Origin of the sequence: Mycobacterium shimoidei, assembly GCF_900417275.1 — a bacterium.
Classification (GTDB): Bacteria; Actinomycetota; Actinomycetes; order Mycobacteriales; family Mycobacteriaceae; genus Mycobacterium; species Mycobacterium shimoidei.
Window position 1 is genome coordinate 2,003,171 of record NZ_UEGW01000001.1, and the last position, 16,609, is coordinate 2,019,779.

General features: G+C 65.6%; 17 protein-coding genes. 8 read left to right on the forward strand and 9 right to left on the reverse strand.

The window, feature by feature from the left end; all coding sequences use genetic code 11:
- Nucleotides 1–29: 29 nt before the first annotated feature.
- Complete coding sequence (locus MSP7336_RS09875; RefSeq protein WP_069396710.1) at nucleotides 30–1,328, reverse strand: cytochrome P450; 1,299 nt, start codon at nucleotides 1,326–1,328, stop codon at nucleotides 30–32.
- A 180-nt stretch (nucleotides 1,329–1,508) separates the two neighbouring features.
- On the opposite strand from MSP7336_RS09875, the gene MSP7336_RS09880 reads away from it, so the two are divergent.
- The gene (locus MSP7336_RS09880) at nucleotides 1,509–2,105 is read left to right on the forward strand and encodes a TetR/AcrR family transcriptional regulator (protein ID WP_069396775.1); all 597 of its coding nucleotides are present in this window, start codon (nucleotides 1,509–1,511) and stop codon (nucleotides 2,103–2,105) included.
- Here MSP7336_RS09880 and MSP7336_RS09885 read toward each other — a convergent pair.
- Genes MSP7336_RS09885 through MSP7336_RS09910 form a run of 6 tightly spaced genes read right to left on the reverse strand, consistent with a single transcriptional unit; the run spans nucleotide 2,063 to nucleotide 6,674 of the window.
- Nucleotides 2,063–3,226, reverse strand: a complete 1,164-nt coding sequence (locus MSP7336_RS09885) for an FAD-dependent oxidoreductase (protein ID WP_069396711.1) — start codon at nucleotides 3,224–3,226, stop codon at nucleotides 2,063–2,065. The two genes, MSP7336_RS09880 and MSP7336_RS09885, sit on opposite strands and share 43 nt — an antisense overlap.
- 3 nt (nucleotides 3,227–3,229) lie before the next feature.
- A complete protein-coding gene (locus MSP7336_RS09890) occupies nucleotides 3,230–3,733 on the reverse strand; it encodes a nuclear transport factor 2 family protein (RefSeq protein ID WP_069396712.1) in 504 nt (167 codons plus the stop codon).
- Nucleotides 3,734–3,745: 12 nt separating this feature from the next.
- Entirely contained in the window at nucleotides 3,746–4,393 is a 648-nt protein-coding gene (locus MSP7336_RS09895) for a TetR family transcriptional regulator (protein ID WP_113963612.1), read from the reverse strand.
- Entirely contained in the window at nucleotides 4,390–5,469 is a 1,080-nt protein-coding gene (locus MSP7336_RS09900; RefSeq protein ID WP_069396714.1) for an NAD(P)H-dependent amine dehydrogenase family protein, read from the reverse strand. Before MSP7336_RS09900 ends, MSP7336_RS09895 begins: the two co-directional genes overlap by 4 nt.
- A gap of 57 nt (nucleotides 5,470–5,526) precedes the next feature.
- Complete coding sequence (locus MSP7336_RS23805) at nucleotides 5,527–5,913, reverse strand: hypothetical protein (protein WP_069396715.1); 387 nt, start codon at nucleotides 5,911–5,913, stop codon at nucleotides 5,527–5,529.
- A 20-nt stretch (nucleotides 5,914–5,933) separates the two neighbouring features.
- The gene (locus MSP7336_RS09910) at nucleotides 5,934–6,674 is read right to left on the reverse strand and encodes an enoyl-CoA hydratase/isomerase family protein (RefSeq protein ID WP_113963613.1); all 741 of its coding nucleotides are present in this window, start codon (nucleotides 6,672–6,674) and stop codon (nucleotides 5,934–5,936) included.
- A 99-nt stretch (nucleotides 6,675–6,773) separates the two neighbouring features.
- On the opposite strand from MSP7336_RS09910, the gene MSP7336_RS09915 reads away from it, so the two are divergent.
- From MSP7336_RS09915 to MSP7336_RS09930, 4 genes are read left to right on the forward strand one after another with little or no spacing between them, the layout of a single operon-like run.
- Complete coding sequence (locus tag MSP7336_RS09915; RefSeq protein ID WP_113963614.1) at nucleotides 6,774–8,330, forward strand: AMP-binding protein; 1,557 nt, start codon at nucleotides 6,774–6,776, stop codon at nucleotides 8,328–8,330.
- 29 nt (nucleotides 8,331–8,359) lie between these two features.
- Nucleotides 8,360–9,550: an amidohydrolase family protein gene (locus MSP7336_RS09920; protein WP_113963615.1), complete on the forward strand. Its 1,191-nt coding sequence runs from the start codon at nucleotides 8,360–8,362 to the stop codon at nucleotides 9,548–9,550.
- 38 nt (nucleotides 9,551–9,588) lie between these two features.
- Nucleotides 9,589–10,992 carry a FadD3 family acyl-CoA ligase gene (locus tag MSP7336_RS09925; protein ID WP_069396777.1) on the forward strand — a complete coding sequence of 468 codons (1,404 nt, stop codon included), beginning with the start codon at nucleotides 9,589–9,591 and terminating at the stop codon, nucleotides 10,990–10,992.
- A gap of 23 nt (nucleotides 10,993–11,015) precedes the next feature.
- A complete protein-coding gene (locus tag MSP7336_RS09930; RefSeq protein WP_113964852.1) occupies nucleotides 11,016–11,615 on the forward strand; it encodes a fatty-acid--CoA ligase in 600 nt (199 codons plus the stop codon).
- Nucleotides 11,616–11,618: 3 nt separating this feature from the next.
- Here MSP7336_RS09930 and MSP7336_RS09935 read toward each other — a convergent pair whose 3' ends face one another.
- A complete protein-coding gene (locus tag MSP7336_RS09935) occupies nucleotides 11,619–13,289 on the reverse strand; it encodes an alpha-keto acid decarboxylase family protein (RefSeq protein WP_069396719.1) in 1,671 nt (556 codons plus the stop codon).
- A gap of 69 nt (nucleotides 13,290–13,358) precedes the next feature.
- Between MSP7336_RS09935 and MSP7336_RS09940 the strand changes: the two genes are divergently transcribed.
- The 3 genes from MSP7336_RS09940 to MSP7336_RS09950 are packed head-to-tail and all read left to right on the forward strand — an operon-like array spanning nucleotide 13,359 to nucleotide 15,374.
- The gene (locus MSP7336_RS09940; protein ID WP_069396720.1) at nucleotides 13,359–13,805 is read left to right on the forward strand and encodes an SRPBCC family protein; all 447 of its coding nucleotides are present in this window, start codon (nucleotides 13,359–13,361) and stop codon (nucleotides 13,803–13,805) included.
- Complete coding sequence (locus MSP7336_RS09945) at nucleotides 13,802–14,875, forward strand: CaiB/BaiF CoA transferase family protein (RefSeq protein ID WP_113963616.1); 1,074 nt, start codon at nucleotides 13,802–13,804, stop codon at nucleotides 14,873–14,875. The genes MSP7336_RS09940 and MSP7336_RS09945 overlap by 4 nt, the downstream gene beginning before the upstream one ends.
- 40 nt (nucleotides 14,876–14,915) lie before the next feature.
- Nucleotides 14,916–15,374, forward strand: a complete 459-nt coding sequence (locus MSP7336_RS09950; protein WP_113963617.1) for an SRPBCC family protein — start codon at nucleotides 14,916–14,918, stop codon at nucleotides 15,372–15,374.
- Nucleotides 15,375–15,405: 31 nt separating this feature from the next.
- On the opposite strand, the gene MSP7336_RS09955 is transcribed toward MSP7336_RS09950, so the two are convergent.
- Entirely contained in the window at nucleotides 15,406–16,587 is a 1,182-nt protein-coding gene (locus MSP7336_RS09955; protein WP_069396722.1) for a pyridoxal phosphate-dependent aminotransferase, read from the reverse strand.
- Nucleotides 16,588–16,609: the final 22 nt, after the last annotated feature.

Genomic DNA, 16,609 nt, shown 5'->3' on the forward strand with positions numbered 1-16,609 from the left:
GCAGCGTATGACAACCCGGCCGGCGGTCTTCACCCCGCCGCGGTGAAGGTGAGGTGCAGTTCGGAAAGCCCCCGCAGGATGTAAGTCGGTTCGTAGGTGTAACGGCGGTCGCCGGCCGACCCGTGCTTGGCCTCGTCGATGCGGATGTCGGACATCCGGTCCAGGATGCGCTCGATCGAGACGCGGCCCTCCACCCGCGCCAGTGGTGCGCCCGGACAGGAATGCACGCCGCGGGCGAACGCCATGTGCTCGCGGACATTCTTGCGGTCCAGCTGGAACTCGTGCGGATTTTCGAACCGGCGCGGATCGCGGTTGACCGCACCGGGCAACACCACCACGATGGTGCCGACCGGGATGTCGACACCGCCCACCGTGGCCGGCTTACGGGCCAACCGGGAGTCAGTCTTGACGGGGCTTTCCATCCGCAGCGATTCCTCGATGAAACCGGGAATCAGGCTGCGGTCGCAGCGCAGCTTCTCCTGGATGTCCGGCCGGTCGCCGAGCACCTGCAGGGCCGCCGACAACAGCTTGGCCGTGGTTTCCTGGCCGGCGGCGAACAGGAAGGTGGCCGAGCGCACCACCTCGATGACCTCGGGCGTGGATCCATCGGGATAGTTCGCCGTCGCCAGCGCGGTCAGCACGTCGTCGCGTGGAGCTTGGCGCCGCTCCTCGATGTAGGCGCAGAACTTGTCGTCGAGCCACTGCAACGGGTTGATGCCGACCGATTCGTGATCGAGAGCCCCGACCCGCGCGCCGGGACGATCAGCACCCAGGACGGTGCGGAATTGCTTGTGGTCTTCTTCCGGAACACCGAGCAGGTCGGCGATCACCAGGGTGGCGAAGGGTTTGGAGTATTCGGCGATGAACTCACACTTACCCTCGCCGAGGAATTCCTCGAGCTGGCGGTCGGCGAGCCGCCACATGAAGTCCTCGTTCTCTTTCAGCCGGCTCGGCGTCAAAAGCCGGCTCAGCAGCGAGCGGGCCCGGGTGTGCTCGGGCGGATCCATCGTGACCATGTGCTCGAACATCGGGAACTGGTCGCGATGGGCGTCGATCAAGGGCGTGAGGTCCTCAAGGCCCGAGCCGTCGACTTCGAACGGCAACGGCGGGAACGGCCCGCCGAGCGCCACGCAGTTCGAGAAGCTGTCGGTGTCCTTGTAGACCGCGTTCGCCTCTTCCCAGCCGGTGACGGCGACGACATTGTGGTGCGGCAGCTTGAACACCGGGTTTTGGCCGCGCAGGTAGTCGAAGTACGGATATGGATCGGGGACCAGAGACGGGTCGGTGAAGAAGTCGATCGATTCGAACGCTGAATCAACGATCGTCATGTGGACCCGCTCCTTCAGGCTTGGGTTGTCTGCGGCGAGACGTGGCACCGACCGCACACGAGATTGTCAAGGTGCTGAGCATCTGCTTAGCATGACGCTCATGTCGGGGTCAAGGTGCAGCGCCGGGCCGCCGCTACGATCGGCGTGTTCAGCGACGATGAGCGAAAGGGCCAAGCCCGAATGACTTCCGCGCGCAGGATCGGGGCGCCGGACGCGAAGAACCGCGGAGTGCTGCTCGACGCGGCCGAGCAGCTGATGCTCGAGGAAGGCTACGCTGCGGTGACGTCCCGGCGGGTCGCAGAGAAGGCGGGGCTGAAGCCGCAACTGGTGCACTATTACTTCCGCACGATGGACGATCTGTTCCTGGCGGCGTTTCGTCGTCGCGGTGAAGAAGGCCTCAAACTGCACGCGCAGGCGTTGGCCTCTCCGCAACCACTGTGGGCGTTGTGGCGGTTCAGTCTCGATCCGGCGGCCACCGCGGTGACGATGGAATATGTCGCGCTGGCCAACCATCGCAAGGCGCTCAAAGCTGAAATCGCTTACTACGCAGAGCGTTTCCGTGAAGAGCAGTGCAAGGCGGTGTCGGCGGTGCTGGAGCGCTACGGAATCGACCTCGCCGAGGTGCCGCCGCTGGTGTGGTCGGTGCTGATCACCAGCGTCTCTCGGGTGCTGGTCATGGAACAAGCGCTGGGAATGTCGGCCGGGCATGCCGAAACCGTGCAGTTCGTGGAGCGTTATCTGCAGCGACTGGAGGGTGATCCCGCGCCCAGCAGTTGAAACGGGTCGTTCTTGCGCACCCCGTGGTAATAGCCCCATCCCACGACCAATGGCAGCAGCACCTTATGGAAGGTCCAGACTCCGAAACGCATCGCGCTCCCGTTGGGCAGGTAGACCTCGAGTCCGTCGGGCAGCACACCGAGCACCGATCCCCATCTGCGTGCCGGCGGGCGGTAGCTGCGCAGCGATCGCCCGGCGAACCAGGCGCGGATATTGTGGGCGAGCAACGCATCGCCCCTGTTGCGGGCCGAGCTGCGAAGCGGGTCGGTGGCCGCGACGTCTCCAACGGCAAATACGCCGGGATACCCCCGAACCCGTAGATCGGGTGTGACGCGCACAAAGCCGCGCTCGTCGAGCAGCTCGCCGGGCAACCAAGCGGTGTTGGGCCGCACCCGCCCCACTGTCCACAACACCGCGTCGGCCGATGCCGGTGGTTGTCCGGTGCTCCATCGCACCGGTTCGTGGGTGATCCGGTCGCCGTCGAAGCCGTCGGGTATGGCGGCCCGGTGACCGGGGTGCAGCCTCACGCCCAGGTCGGCCAGGCGCCGGGCGACTCGGGCCCAGGCGCGCGGGTGGTGGTGCACCAGCCCGCGTTGCCCGGGGAAGTACACGTCGACCCGTTTGGCGGGCCAGGTGGTCGCAAGCGCAGCGGCGCTACTGAACGCCGCGGCACCACCACCGATCACCATCACCGAACCGGCGCCGGCCAGAATATCGTGTGCGGCAAGCAGATCCGCCCCGATAGCACCGTTTGACTGCAGGCCCGGCCGTCGCCAAAAGCCGTTGGTGACGCCCGTTGAGATCACCAGCGCGTCGTAACGCTCGCGCACCGGCGACCCGTCGTCACGGCGCCCGAAAACGGTTCGCGTTTCCAGGTTTACCCCGGTCAGCGAGGCGTGCACGGTGCGCACCCGGTCCAGCCCGCGGAACCGGTCGAACGGGATCCAATTCGTGTGGGCCCACGACTCGGGACGGCTGAGCCGCCATCCCAGTTCCTGGCCGCTCAGCAATCCTGGTTTGGTTGATATTCCGACCACGTCGGCGTGCCGAGCCAGCCGGATTGCCGCGAGCACACCGGTGTCGCCGAGCCCGGCGATGACGATCCGTTTGCGGCCTGCCACGCGCTAGTCCAGTTGCCAGTTCATGTTCTTGGCGAACGCCAGAGCGTCATCGGAGAGAGTGTTCAACGCTTTGCAGCGCTTGGTGTACTCGTGCACCATCGTCAGGAAGTTGAGGGGATTGTAGGCGTCCTCTTCATAGCTCCACAGCCCGTCGCCGGCGTATCGCAACACGGTCAGCGCCGCGGCCTGATGAATGCTGCCGTCGCCGGGATCCTTCATGCGGTTGAGGATCTTCGCGATGACCCAGCCCCGGTCCTCGTCGATCGCGTACCACTCGGTGGGGTAGAACGGCATCTCCGAGCCGGGGAAGGCGCTCATCGTCGACGCGATCCAGCTTCGGATCTGTTCTCTGCCACGCATTTGTCCGTAGGCATGCTCGATGTAGACGGCGTCCTCGGTGAACAGGTCCGCGTAGCGCGACCAATCCCCGCCCTCGCTGATCTCGATGACAGCGCGCCCGTAGTCGCGAAACGCCGTTTCGATCTCATCGCGTGACCATTGGCCCATTTGCTCCTCCAATCACCGGATTCGTTTCGGCGGTTTCGTGATACGGCTGCGGCGTCGTTCCCATTGCGGACCCAGTACCGCCTGCAGCGCTTCGGACACCAGCACTTGAAGCGACCGGTGATCGTCCACCGAGGTGCGCACCCACTGCTGGAACGCGAAATCGGCTGCCGCGAAAGCCAAGTGAAGCAGCAATGCGGGTCTCATGTCACGTTCGGGGTCGGTACCCATGCGGGCGGCGGTGAGCTTGACCAGCCGGCTTTTGTCCTCACGAGTCAAAACGGTGAGCTTCTCCAGAAGGGCCGGGGCGGTGAGAATCGCGGCGCGCCACTGCTCTGATTCGCTGTCTTGGAATGCGCCGGTGCGAGCTTCGATCGCGCGGGCCAGCGCGACATCGGCCGATTCCGCACTGGGCCGCTCTTCCAGCAGCGACGCGATCGCCCCCCAGCCGCGCCGCACCGGGTCCAGCAACAGTTCCTCTTTGGTGGCCGTGTGCCGGAAAAAGGTGCTCGGCGAAATGCCGGCTGCAGCCGCGATCTGCTCGGTGGTCACGTTGTCGAATCCGTGAGCGCTGAACAGCCGGTACGCGGCCAGCCGGATGTCGGCGCGGACCTGTGCGCGCTGGCGCTCGCGCAGTGACAAGGGCTTGTCGGGGCCGGTCATCTGCTGAGGCCGGGCGCCGGGCGTCCGGCGATCATCGGTAGATCGAGATAAGTCTTGATACCCGGCGCGGCCGCGCACGTCTGCGGTATGGCGTGCACGCAGTGATTGGCGGTGGCGACGACACCGGGATTCTTGCGCAATCCCTCGGCGATCGAATCCGGCTGCAGCCCTTTGATGATCACTTCCACGTCGGGGTCGCCGGTGACCTGGAGTTCGAATCGCTCGCCGCGCTCACCGAAGCTCCAGTTCGGTTCCAGATCATCCTCGCCCATCAGCCAGTTAACCGCCGCGGTGATCACCGGCTTGCCGTCGACGAGTGCCTGCCAGCGAAAGCGGCGGGCTGCCACGGTGCCCGGCGCTATCGTGAGGTAACCCGCGTCGATGGTAGCGGTGGCGACCGCAACTTCCTGGGTCGAGGAGAAGGTCGGGTCTCGGAAACCCAGATAGTCGGCAACCATCCAAACCGAGGATTTGAACCCACCTTCCAGCAGGCTGGCCATCGGGCTCTTTTCGGCCTGCTCGGGCGTGGCCCCGAAGCCCATGATGTGGTGCACCACATCGGGCGCGTTGTATGTGCGGATGTCGGAGAATTCCTCGGCCCGCACATGGGTGATCGCCGTGGAGAGCGCCGAGATCATCAGCGGGAACTTCTCGGTGATGCCCCCGGGATGAATGCCCGAGCCGTGTAAGGTCACGCGGGCGTCCAGGCACGTCCGCTCGATGTCTTTCACCCGCGGATCGCTGCGGTCGGGATATACCCAGCCGACCGGCGTGACAACGTTTTTCCCCGACCGCAGAATGGCTTTCACCTCGTCGTCATTGGGAATCAGCGGCGAGTACACCACGCAGTCGGCATCGATGGCGAGCACGTCGTCTTTGTTCGAGCTGGCCGTGACGCCCAGCGGCCCGCGGCCCAGGATGTCACCGACATCGCGGCCGTGCTTGTCCGCGCTGTGCACCCAGCAGCCGGCCAGTTCGAGTTCGGGGTGATTGAGGACGGCCGCAATGGCCGCCTTCCCGACACCGCCCGTCGCCCACTGAATTACCTTCAGCGTCTTGGTGTTTGGTTGCCCCATCGTCGGAGCGTATGCCGTAGTGAGAGTGACTGTCAAGTTTTGCCGCGGGCGGCCGGCTCACCAATGCCGCAACGAGCAAAGCACGCCCTTGGGGCCGTCCTTCGACACCACGACGACACCGTCAACCAGCAAGTCGCAGTGGAACTCCGGCGTGCCCGGCTCCGTGCCGGTGCTCGCGGTCACCAGCGCCCACTGGTCGGGCTTGGCCAGGTCGAGCTCATAGCTCCACGGGTGGCCGGGAGCGATATCCACTTTGACGTTGGGGACGAACTGGTATGGGTTGTGACTGTAGTCGGAGAAGATCGCCGGCTCCTGGTCGAGATAATAGATGTCGGCGTAAATCGGATTCGCCACGGAAACAACATATTTGACGTGATGCATGACTGTGTTTTCGTCGGCGAGTGACGGCGGCGCAACTCCAAGGCCTATCGCTGCGAGCACCATGAGAGTCCTGGCGATGACTGTCATCTCACACCTCCCAACCGGGAATCGTTGCCGCGTTTCATGACTCGGTCCGCGGCTGTCCAGTGAGCGTCGCTCACCCACAGCCGTGCGAACGCTTTCACCGCTTCGTCAGCGGAAACCCCGCCCAGGACGCGTTTGATCTCCCCGGCCGGTCGACTGGCCAGCTGGCGCGCGATTTCGCGCCAGTCGGCATCGAAGCTCGAGCGGGGAAACACCCGATCCACCAGCCCGACGCGTTCGGCCTCGCCGGCATCGAGTACCGTGCCGGTTCCGGCCAGCAACAGTGCCCGGCTCTGTCCGACCAGCGCGGCCAGCCGCTCCGCACCGCCCCAGGCAGGCATGATCTCCAACGCGACCTGGTTGAAGCCGATCTTGATGTCGTGGGCAGCCAATCGGATGTCGGCGGCGACGGCGACTTCGGCGCCACCCCCCAATGCGTGACCGTTGAGCGCGGCGATCACCGGCGCCGGAAAGCCGGCGAGCCGGTCGCAGATCGATCGCATCCGCCACGCCATCGCGGCCGCTTCGTCCTCGGTCCGGATCGAGCTGAGTTCTTTGAGGTCTCCGCCCGAGACGAACGCCCGATCTCCCGCCCCGGTGATAGCCAGCGCGCGTGCGCCCTCGGCCTCGTCGATCGCCTTGTCCAACTGGTCCATGGTGTCCAGCGCGATCGCGTTGCGGGCATGCGGACGGTCGATTCGGAGCACAGCGAGGCCCTGGTCGAACTCCAAGTCCACCATTGGCCGCTCTCCGTCGCGATATTGGCATTCTCCAGGCCGGAGAATAACATCGCCGTTGCCTCGTCAGGACCTACTCATCTTGCCGGTCGGAGCCCACTGATGCGCACCATTCCCGAAGAACTCGTCGCGCGGTACGAGCAGGCGGGCTGGTGGGGCCGCGAGACCATCGGGCTGGTGCTGGCCCGCTGCCTGCGGGCCGCCCCCGAGGCGGGGTTTCGGGTCTACTCGACCGTGCGGCCCTTCTCGGGCAGCTTTCGCGACGTCGAGCAACTCGCCCGTCGACTGGCGGGCGGGCTGCGTGCGCGCGGCGTCGGCGCCGGCGACCTGGTCGCGTTTCAGCTGCCGAACTGGATGGAAGCCGCGGCGACGTTTTGGGCCGCGGCCTTCCTGGGCGCGGCGGTGGTACCGATCGTGCACTTCTACGGCCGCAAAGAACTGGCGCACATTCTGGCCACCGCCAAACCTCGCGTGTTCATCACGACCGAGCAGTTCGGCCGGATGGCCCATCAGCCAGACCTGTGCGCCGATGTACCGATCGTCGGCCTGGTTGGGCGTGACTTCGACGAGCTGCTCGCCGACGAGCCGATGACCGAGACCGTCGCTGCCGACCCGGCCGGGCCGGGCCTGATCGCCTTCACCTCCGGTACGACCAGTGATCCCAAGGGTGTGGTGCACAGCCATCGCAGCCTGGTCTGCGAATCGCATCAACTCGCCGGCCAGATCGGCTCGATCGGAGCCAACCAGCTGACCGCCGCGCCGGTCGGGCACTTCATCGGCATGCTGGGCGCCCTGCTGATTCCGGTCTTCAACGGCAGGCCGGTGAACCTGATCGACAGCTGGGACCCGGGCGAAGTGCTGACCTTGATGCAGCGCGACGGCCTCACCCTGGGCGGCGGACCGCCCTACTTCGTCACCAGCCTGCTCGACCATCCCGATTGCACGCCGGCGCACCGGGCCCACATCAAGTGCCTCGGGCTGGGCGGCGCGAGTGTGCCGGCCGCGGTCACCCGGCGGCTTTCGGATCTGGGCATCACCGTTTTTCGCTCCTACGGCAGCACCGAACATCCGTCGATCACCGGTTCGCGGCTGGATGCACCCGAGGAAAAGCGGCTGCTCACCGACGGCGAGCCGATGCCCGGCGTCGAGATCCGGTTGGCGCCCGACGGCGAAATCCTTTCCCGCGGCCCGGATCTGTGCCTGGGCTACACCGACGACGCGCTGACCGCGGCGGTTTTCGACGATGACGGTTGGTACCACACCGGCGACATCGGAGTGCTCGACGCCGACGGGTATCTCACCATCACCGACCGCAAGGCCGACGTCATCATCCGTGGTGGCGAGAACATCAGCGCGCTCGAGGTCGAGGAAGTGCTGTTGGGTATGCCGGGGATCGCCGAAGCCGTGGTGGTCGCCGTCCCGGACGCCGGACTCGGCGAGCGGGTGGCCGCCGTACTGCGCGTTCGCCCGGGCCAGGCGATGCCCACGCTCGGACAGGTGCGCGAGCATTTCACGCAACGCGGCGTCGCCCGGCAGAAGTGGCCGGAGGTCCTGCGGGAAGTCAGCGACTACCCGCGCACGCCCAGTGGCAAGGTCCAAAAGCGGCTGGTCCGGGAGGACATCCGAAGAAACACTGCGGTAGCCTGTCGACGAGAATAATATTCTCGCGAACTGCGAAGGAGGATCTCATGGGGCAGTTGTCGCATCGGGTCGACGTCCCTTTCCCGCTCTTTGATGCCGATAATCACCTCTACGAACCGCCGGAGGCGCTGACCAAGTTCCTTCCCAAGGAGTACAAGGACTACGTCCAGTACGTGCAGGTCAACGGCCGCACCAAGATCGCGATCCGCGGCCAGATCAGCAACTACATACCCAATCCGACCTTCGAGGTCGTGGCTCGGCCGGGCGCCTGGGAGGAGTACTTCAAGTTCGGCAACCCGGACGGTAAGAGCAAGCGCGAGCTGTTCGGTGAGCCGATGCGCGCCATCCCGGCGTTCTTCGAGCCCGGCCCGCGCCTGGAGAAGATGAACGAGCTGGGCCTGGACCGCACCCTGATGTTCCCCACCCTGGCCAGCCTGCTCGAGGAGCGACTGCGCGACGACCCGGTCGCCATCCACGTCCTGGTCCATGCGCTGAACCAGTGGCTCGACGAAGTCTGGGGCTTCAACTACAAAAACCGCATCTTCACCACCCCGGTCATCACCTTGCCGATCGTCGAGAAGGCGATCGAGGAACTCGAATGGGTGGTCAAGCGCGGTGCCCGCGTCATCTTGGTCCGCCCGGCGCCCGTCCCCGGCTTCCGCGGCCCCCGCTCGTTCGCGCTGCCCGAGTTCGACCCGTTCTGGGAACGCGTCGTCGAGTACGACGTGCTGGTCGGCATGCACTCGTCCGACAGCGGCTATTCCCGGTACACCTCCGAATGGGACGGTGCCGACCAGGAAATGCTGCCCTTCCAAACCAATGCGATGGCCATCCTCAACGAGTGGCGGCCGATCCAGGACGCGGTGGGATCGTGGGTCATCCACGGCGCGCTGTATCGCCACCCGAAGCTGAAGGTCGCGATCGTCGAGGCCGGTTCGAAATGGATGGTCCCGCTGCTGGACGGTTTGGCCGAGGTCTTCCGCAAGGCCCCCGAAGCGTTCCCGAGCGACCCCGTCGAGATGGTCAAGAACCGCATCCACGTGAGCCCATTCTTCGAGGACGGCATCGACGACCTGATCAGCCTCGTCGGCGTGGACCATGTGCTGTACGGCTCGGACTGGCCACATCCGGAAGGGCTCGCGGAGCCGACCTACTACATCAACGCGTTGTCGCATCTGGCGGTAGAGGACCAGGCAAAGATCATGGGCGGCAACCTCGGTCGGCTCGTCACGGTGTGACATCTAGCGCATCCGAGCGGTGGCAGACCATCCCCGAGATGGTCTTGAGCGCGGCGGACCGATTCGGCGACGCCGAAGCGATCGTCGACGGTCCGCTGCGGCTCACCTATTCCGAAGTAGTCGATCGAATCCGCTGTGCCGCAGGCGCTTTCGCTGATCTCGGGGTGGGTAAAGGCGATCGGATCGCCATCTGGGCGCCGAACTGCGCCGAATGGATCATCGCGGCGTTCGGGCTGCTCACGGCGGGCGGCGTGCTGGTTCCGGTCAACACCCGATTCAAGACCCAAGAAGCGCACGACATCATCGTGCGCAGCCAGGCCAAGGCCGTTATGGTGCTGAAGGGATTTCTGGACCGGGACTACCCCGGCCCTGCAGGGATACCGGTCATCGACCTCGAATCCGACTTCCTTTCCGGCGGTTCGCCGTTCGAGCGGCCGGTGAGCGGAACAGACATCGCCGACGTCATCTTCACCTCGGGCACAACCGGGCGCCCGAAGGGCGCGATGATGAATCACCAACAGACGCTGCGGATGTACGAAGAGTGGGCCACCCTCGCCGACCTGCGCGAGGGCGACCGGTATTTGATGATCAACCCGTACTTCCACACATTCGGTTTGAAGGCGGGCCTCATCGCGTCGTTTCTGCGTGGCGCGACGATGCTGCCGGTGGCGGTGTTCGACCTCGACGCGGTGGTTGACCTCATTGCCCGCGAACGGATCACGATGCTGCCCGGCCCGCCCACGCTGTACCACTCATTGCTGACGGTGCGCGACAAGGACAAGCTGTCGACGCTGCGGGCCGGGGTGACCGGCGCCGCCGACATTCCGGTGGAACTGGTCCGACGCATCCACGGCGAACTGCCCTTTCAGACGCTGATGACCGGGTACGGGCTCACCGAGGCCGGCAACGTCACCTTGTCCCGTCCCGGGGACTCCTTCGAAGATGTGGCCACCACCGCGGGCCTGCCCTGCGAGGGAGTCGAGGTGCGGATCGCCGACGACGGCGAGGTGCTGGTCCGCGGCTACGGCGTCATGCAAGGCTACTTGGGCGAGCCGGCCGCCACCGCAGAGGCGATCGACGCCGACGGGTGGTTGCACACCGGCGATCTGGGAAACTTCGACCAGGCTGGGCGCCTTCGCGTGGTCGGCCGCAAGAAAGACATGTTCATCGTCGGCGGGTTCAACGCCTATCCGGCTGAAATCGAGGGATTTCTGCTGGAGCACCCGGCAGTCGCGCAGGCCGCCGTCATCGGCGTGCCCGATGAGCGACTCGGCCAGGTGGGTAAGGCGTTTGTGGTAGCCAAAACTCCGGTGTCCGGGGATGATCTCATCCAGTGGTGCCGGCAACGGATGGCCGGGTTTAAGGCGCCGCGATTCGTCGAGTTTCTCGACGAGTTGCCGCTGAACGCCACCGGCAAGGTGATGAAGGACCAACTTCGGTGAGCGTCGCAGAACCCCTGCAGTCGATGGTGATCGCATCGGACTACCGGGTCCCTGATCCGGACCGGGTCTGGCCGCTGCTGCAGCGTCGCAAATCAGCACTGGCAGACATCGGGGCGCACCACGTCCTGGTCTACAAGTCGACGCAGGACCACGGACGGGTGTTGGTGATGATCGGGGTGCGCAGCCGCGAACCGATCGTCGAGCTGCTGCGTTCGCGCGTTTTCTTCGACTGGTTCGACGCGGTGGGCGTCGAAGACATCCCGGCCGTCTTCGCGGGGGAGATCGTCGATCGCTTCGCAGCGCATGCATCGTCCGGCCCGAGGGCGCCGGGCGTGGTCGTTGCCGCCATCGCGTCGGTCGACGACGTGACGATGTTGAGCGCCCAGGTTCGTTCGGCGCTCGGCGGGTTCACCGCCGCCGGCATCCGAAAAACGTGGCTTTTCCAGGCTTTCGACGACGGGCAGGAAGTGATGATCCTGCAGCAGTTCGACGACGAAGACCAGGCGCAGCGCTGGATCGTGAACCCACACCCGGCCGCCCAGTGGATGACGCAGCGCGGATTTGGTGCCTATCCACCGATTTTTCTGGGCCGATTCGCCGACATGATGCGCATCGAGGACTGAGGGCTAACGACGCGGTTTGCCGTCGGGTGACGTGGGCTTGACCAATTCGGTGAGCAGGTCCGGAATGTCGGACCGCGGCACGACGGCTTCGACGATCACCATTCGGTCCGGATGCTCGGCGGCGGCAACGAAAGCATCGTCGAGTTCCCCGTAGGTTTCCGCGCGGTAGGTCAGGTGGCCGGTGACACCGAGCGCGCCGGGGATTTGCGACCAATTCCAGCGCACAATGTCGTTGTAGGGAGCCGCCTCTCCGTGGATTGCGCGCTCGACGGTGTAACCATCGTTGTTGACAACCACGATGACCGGTGAAAGCCCTTCGCGGGCAATGACACCCAACTCCTGGATGGTCAGTTGGGCCGCACCATCGCCGATCAACAGGACCGGTCTGCGGTCGGGATGAGCCAGACCTGCACCCAGCGTGGCGGGTAGGGTGTAGCCGATCGACCCCCACAGTGGCTGGCCGATGAAGGTCACACCGCGCGGAAGTCGATGGCGCGCCATACCGTAGAACGACGTGCCTTGATCGGCCAGCACCACGTTACCCGGTGTGAGCGCCTGACAAAGCCTGTCCCATAACGCTTTCTGGCTCAGCGGTGCTTCGCGGGCGGGTTCCGCGGTGGGCGTGTCGCCGCATGCCGACGCGACCGGCGGCGACGTCACCTTCCGGCGGGTGAGAATGGACGTCAGCGCTTCCAGCGCTGCCTCCATCTCCAACGGCGCGAATACCTGATCGGCAACGGTGCTTTGCTGTGCGCCGATGTCGATGGTGGTGGCCGGGTTGATGCGCTGGCTGAAGAAACCGCTGACCATGTCGGTGAACACCACTCCGGCGGTGACCAGCACCGGTGCTTCTTCGATCGCGCGACGAACCGACTCGTCACTGGCCGCGCCGGCGTAGATCCCCAGGAAGCTGGGTGAACTCTCGTCGACGAGGCTCTTGCCCCACATCAGCGTGGCGTGCGGCACCACGTCGGCAGCCAGCAGCGCCTCGAGCTTGTCCACTGCCTGCAGACGATGAACCAAAAGATCGGCAAGCACCGTCAGCTGATGATCGCCGATGAGTTCCGTTGCCGCCTCGGTGAATGCCGCCAGCGCGCGCGGGCTGGTGCCACCGGTGTAGCGCGGCAGCGGTGCGGCGGGCGGCTCGACTTCGAAGCGCGCGACATCAGTCGGCAGCAATAGGTAGCCGGGCCGTTTCTGTTCCCGCACTTCGCTGAGCACCCGATCAATTTCCCGGGTGGCCGTTGCCGGCATGAGATTTGCCTGAGCACAAGTGATTTCCCTACTCATCCGGAAAAAATGCTCGAAATCCCCGTCACCGAGCGAATGATGCAAGGCCCGACGAGTGCCCTGCGCGTCTTTCGATGGGCCGCCGACGATATGGACCACCGGTACATGTTCGGCGTAACTGCCGGCGATCGCATTGGCCAGCGAGAGCTCTCCGACGCCGAATGTTGTGACTACGGCCGACATTCCGCGCAGTCGGCCGTAGCCGTCAGCGGCGTATCCGGCGTTGAGTTCGTTCGCGTTCCCGACCCAGCGGATGTTCCGATGGGCGACGATGTGATCGAGGAATTCCAGGTTGTAGTCGCCCGGAACACCGAAGACATGCGTCACGCCCAGCTCGGCCAGCCGGTCGAGCAGATAGTCACCGACGGTATAAGCAGCACTCACCCGTCCGACGGTACGCCGGGCGGGTGAAAACGCCTCCGGCGTGGCGGGGCATCGCTATCGTGCGGTGCCATGGCAATCAAGGAATCGCGCGAAATAGTCATCGAGGCAACCCCGGAGGAGATCTTGGACGTCATCGCCGATCTCGAGTCGCTGACCGAGTGGTCCTCGGCGCACCAGAGCTCCGAGGTTGTGGAGCGCGGTGACGATGGTCGACCAGCGGTGGCGAAGATGAAAGTCAAAGCCGCCGGGATCACCGACGAGCAGGTGGTGGCCTACACGTGGGGCGAGAACACCGTCAGCTGGACGTTGGTCAGCGCCGGCCAGCAGCGTGCCCAAGACGCCACGTACACGTTGACGCCCGAGGGCGAGGCGACCCGGGTCAAGTTCGACATCAGCATCGATCCCGTCGTGCCGCTGCCGGGCTTTCTGCTCAAGCGCACCGTCAAAGGGGTGATGGACACCTCGACCGAAGGACTGCGCAAGCGGGTGCTGGACGTGAAGAAGGGCCGTAAGTGACGGGACCACTGGCCGGTGTGCGGGTGATCGAACTCGGCGGTATCGGGCCGGGACCGCACGCGGGCATGGTGCTCGCCGATCTGGGTGCCGATGTGGTACGGGTGCGCCGCCCCGGCGGCCTCGCGATGCCGGCCGAGGATCGCGACCTGCTGCACCGGGGCAAGCGGATCGTGGACCTCGATGTCAAGACGCAGCCGCAGCAGCTGCTGGCGTTGGCCGCCAAGGCCGATGTGCTGCTGGACTGCTTTCGGCCCGGAACCTGCGAGCGACTCGGCATCGGCCCGGACGATTGCGCGGCGGTCAACCCGCGGCTCATCTTCGCCCGGATCACCGGATGGGGTCAGGATGGACCGCGCGCCAGCACGGCCGGCCATGACATCAACTACTTGTCGCAGACCGGGGCGCTCTATTCGCTGGGCTACCGCGACCGCCCGCCGATGCCGCCGCTGAACCTGGTCGCCGACTTCGGCGGCGGGTCGATGCTGGTGCTGTTGGGCATCGTCGCCGCGCTCTACGAACGGGAGCGCTCCGGCAAGGGCCAGGTCGTCGACGCCGCGATGGTCGACGGCGTCAGCGTGCTGGCGCAGATGATGTGGACGATGAAGTCGACCGGCGCGCTGCGCGACGAACGCGAGTCCTTTCTGCTCGACGGCGGTGCGCCGTTCTACCGCTGCTACGAGACCGCCGACGGCAAATACGTTGCGGTCGGCGCGATCGAGCCACAGTTTTTCGCCGAATTGTGCAGCGGCCTGGGGTTCTCGGCTGACGACGTGCCGGGTCAGCTTGATTTCGAGTCGTACCCGCGGATGCGTGAGCTTTTCGCGCGGCGCTTCGCCAGCAAGACCCGCGACGAGTGGGCGGAGATTTTCGCAGGCACCGATGCTTGTGTGACACCGGTGCTCAGCTGGAGCGAAGCGGCCAACGACGCGCATCTGACGGCGCGCGCCACCGTGATCACCGTCGCGGGTGTCGAGCAGGCCGCCCCGGCGCCGCGGTTTTCGCGCACCCCGGCCGGACCGGTTGGCGCCCCGCCGACGAGCACGACATCGGTGCACGAAATCGATTGGTAATCTCGGCTGCGATCGCGTTCCGGTTATACGCTTGGTAGCAATGGCCGTACGCGCTTCGCGAGAGATTGTCATCGACGCGTCGCCGGAAAAGATTCTCGACGCGTTAGCCGACATCCGCTCTGTGCCGTCCCGGTCCTCGGTGCACAAGCACGCCGAAGTCATCGACACCTATCCCGACGGGCGTCCGCACCATGTGAGAGTGACGGTCAAGGTGGTCGGGATCGTCGACAAGGAAGTGCTCGAATACCACTGGGGACCCAACTGGCTGGTGTGGGACGCCGACAGGACGGTTCAGCAACATGCCCAGCATGCCGAGTACACGCTTACCCGTGAAGGTGACGACAAGACCCGGGTGCGCTTCGACATCACCCTGGAACCGTGGGCGCCGCTGCCGGAGTTCTTGATCAGCCGGGCACGCAGGAAGATCTTGCATGCGGCAACCGTCGGGCTGCGAAACCGGGTGATGGGTGTGGTTGGTCCCGATCGGCCCGGCGCCTAATCGGTGGCTCTCGCGGCGCCTCGAGGATTCGTCATCGATGCCCCGCGGGGGCGTCACGCAACACCGCCAACCGCCTAATGGCCTCGTCGAGGGTGTCGTCGCGCTTGGCAAAAGTGAACCGCACCAGGTGATTCCACAGTTCACCGGCAGCCGGATCGCAAAAGGCCGACATCGGGATAGCGGCTACCCCCACGCGCTCGGGCAGCGCCGCGCAGAATGCGGTGCTGTCGTCATAGCCCAGCGGACGCGGATCGGCGCACAGAAAGTAGGTGCCCGCACTGTCGTGCACCTCGAAGCCGATGTCGGTCAATCCGGCGGCGAGCCGGTCGCGACGGTGCTGCAGCGAGGTGCGCAGCGCGGCCACCCAGGCCTCCTCGGTGTCCAATGCCCGCGCCACCGCCGGCTGCAGCGGCGCACCGCCGACATAACTCAAGTACTGCTTGGCCGCCCGCAACCCGGCGATGAGATCGCTTGGGCCACAAGCCCATCCGATCTTCCATCCGGTGCAGTTGAACATCTTCGCCGCACTGGAGATGGTGATCGTGCGTTCGGCCATGCCGTCGAAGGCTGCCAGCGGGAGGTGCCGGTGCTGGTCGAAGACCAGGTGCTCGTAGACCTCGTCGGTGATGGCCAGCAGGTCTGCCGTCACGGCGATCTCGGCGACGGCCTCGAGTTCGTCCTCGCGCAGCACCATGCCGGTCGGATTGTGCGGCGAGTTGACGATCAGCGCCTTGGTGTTCGGCGTCACCGCCCGGCGCAGAGCGTCGGCGTCGAGGGCGAAGCCGCGGCCGTCGGGCACCAGCGGCACCACGACACGCTGGGCGCCGGCCATCGCCACCACCGGCGAGTAGGAGTCGTAGAACGGCTGGATCAGGATCACTTCCGAGCCCGGTTCGACCAGGCCGAGCACCGCCGCCGCGATCGCCTCGGTGGCCCCGACCGTCACCAGCACCTCGGTGTCCGGGTCGTAGTCGATGCCGTAATGGCGCTTGCGATGCGCGGCGATGGCATGCCGCAGCGGTGCGATGCCGATGCCCGGCGGGTATTGGTTCATGCCCTCGCCGATCGCGTCCTGCGCGGCCTGCAGCATTGTCGGCGGCCCGTCCTCGTCGGGAAAGCCCTGCCCGAGGTTCACCGCACCGATCCGTGCGGCCAGCGCCGACATCTCGGCGAAGACCGTGGTGGCGTAGGGGCGCAGCCGCGACACCGTCATGTTGATCGAGCCTAAAGCGCCC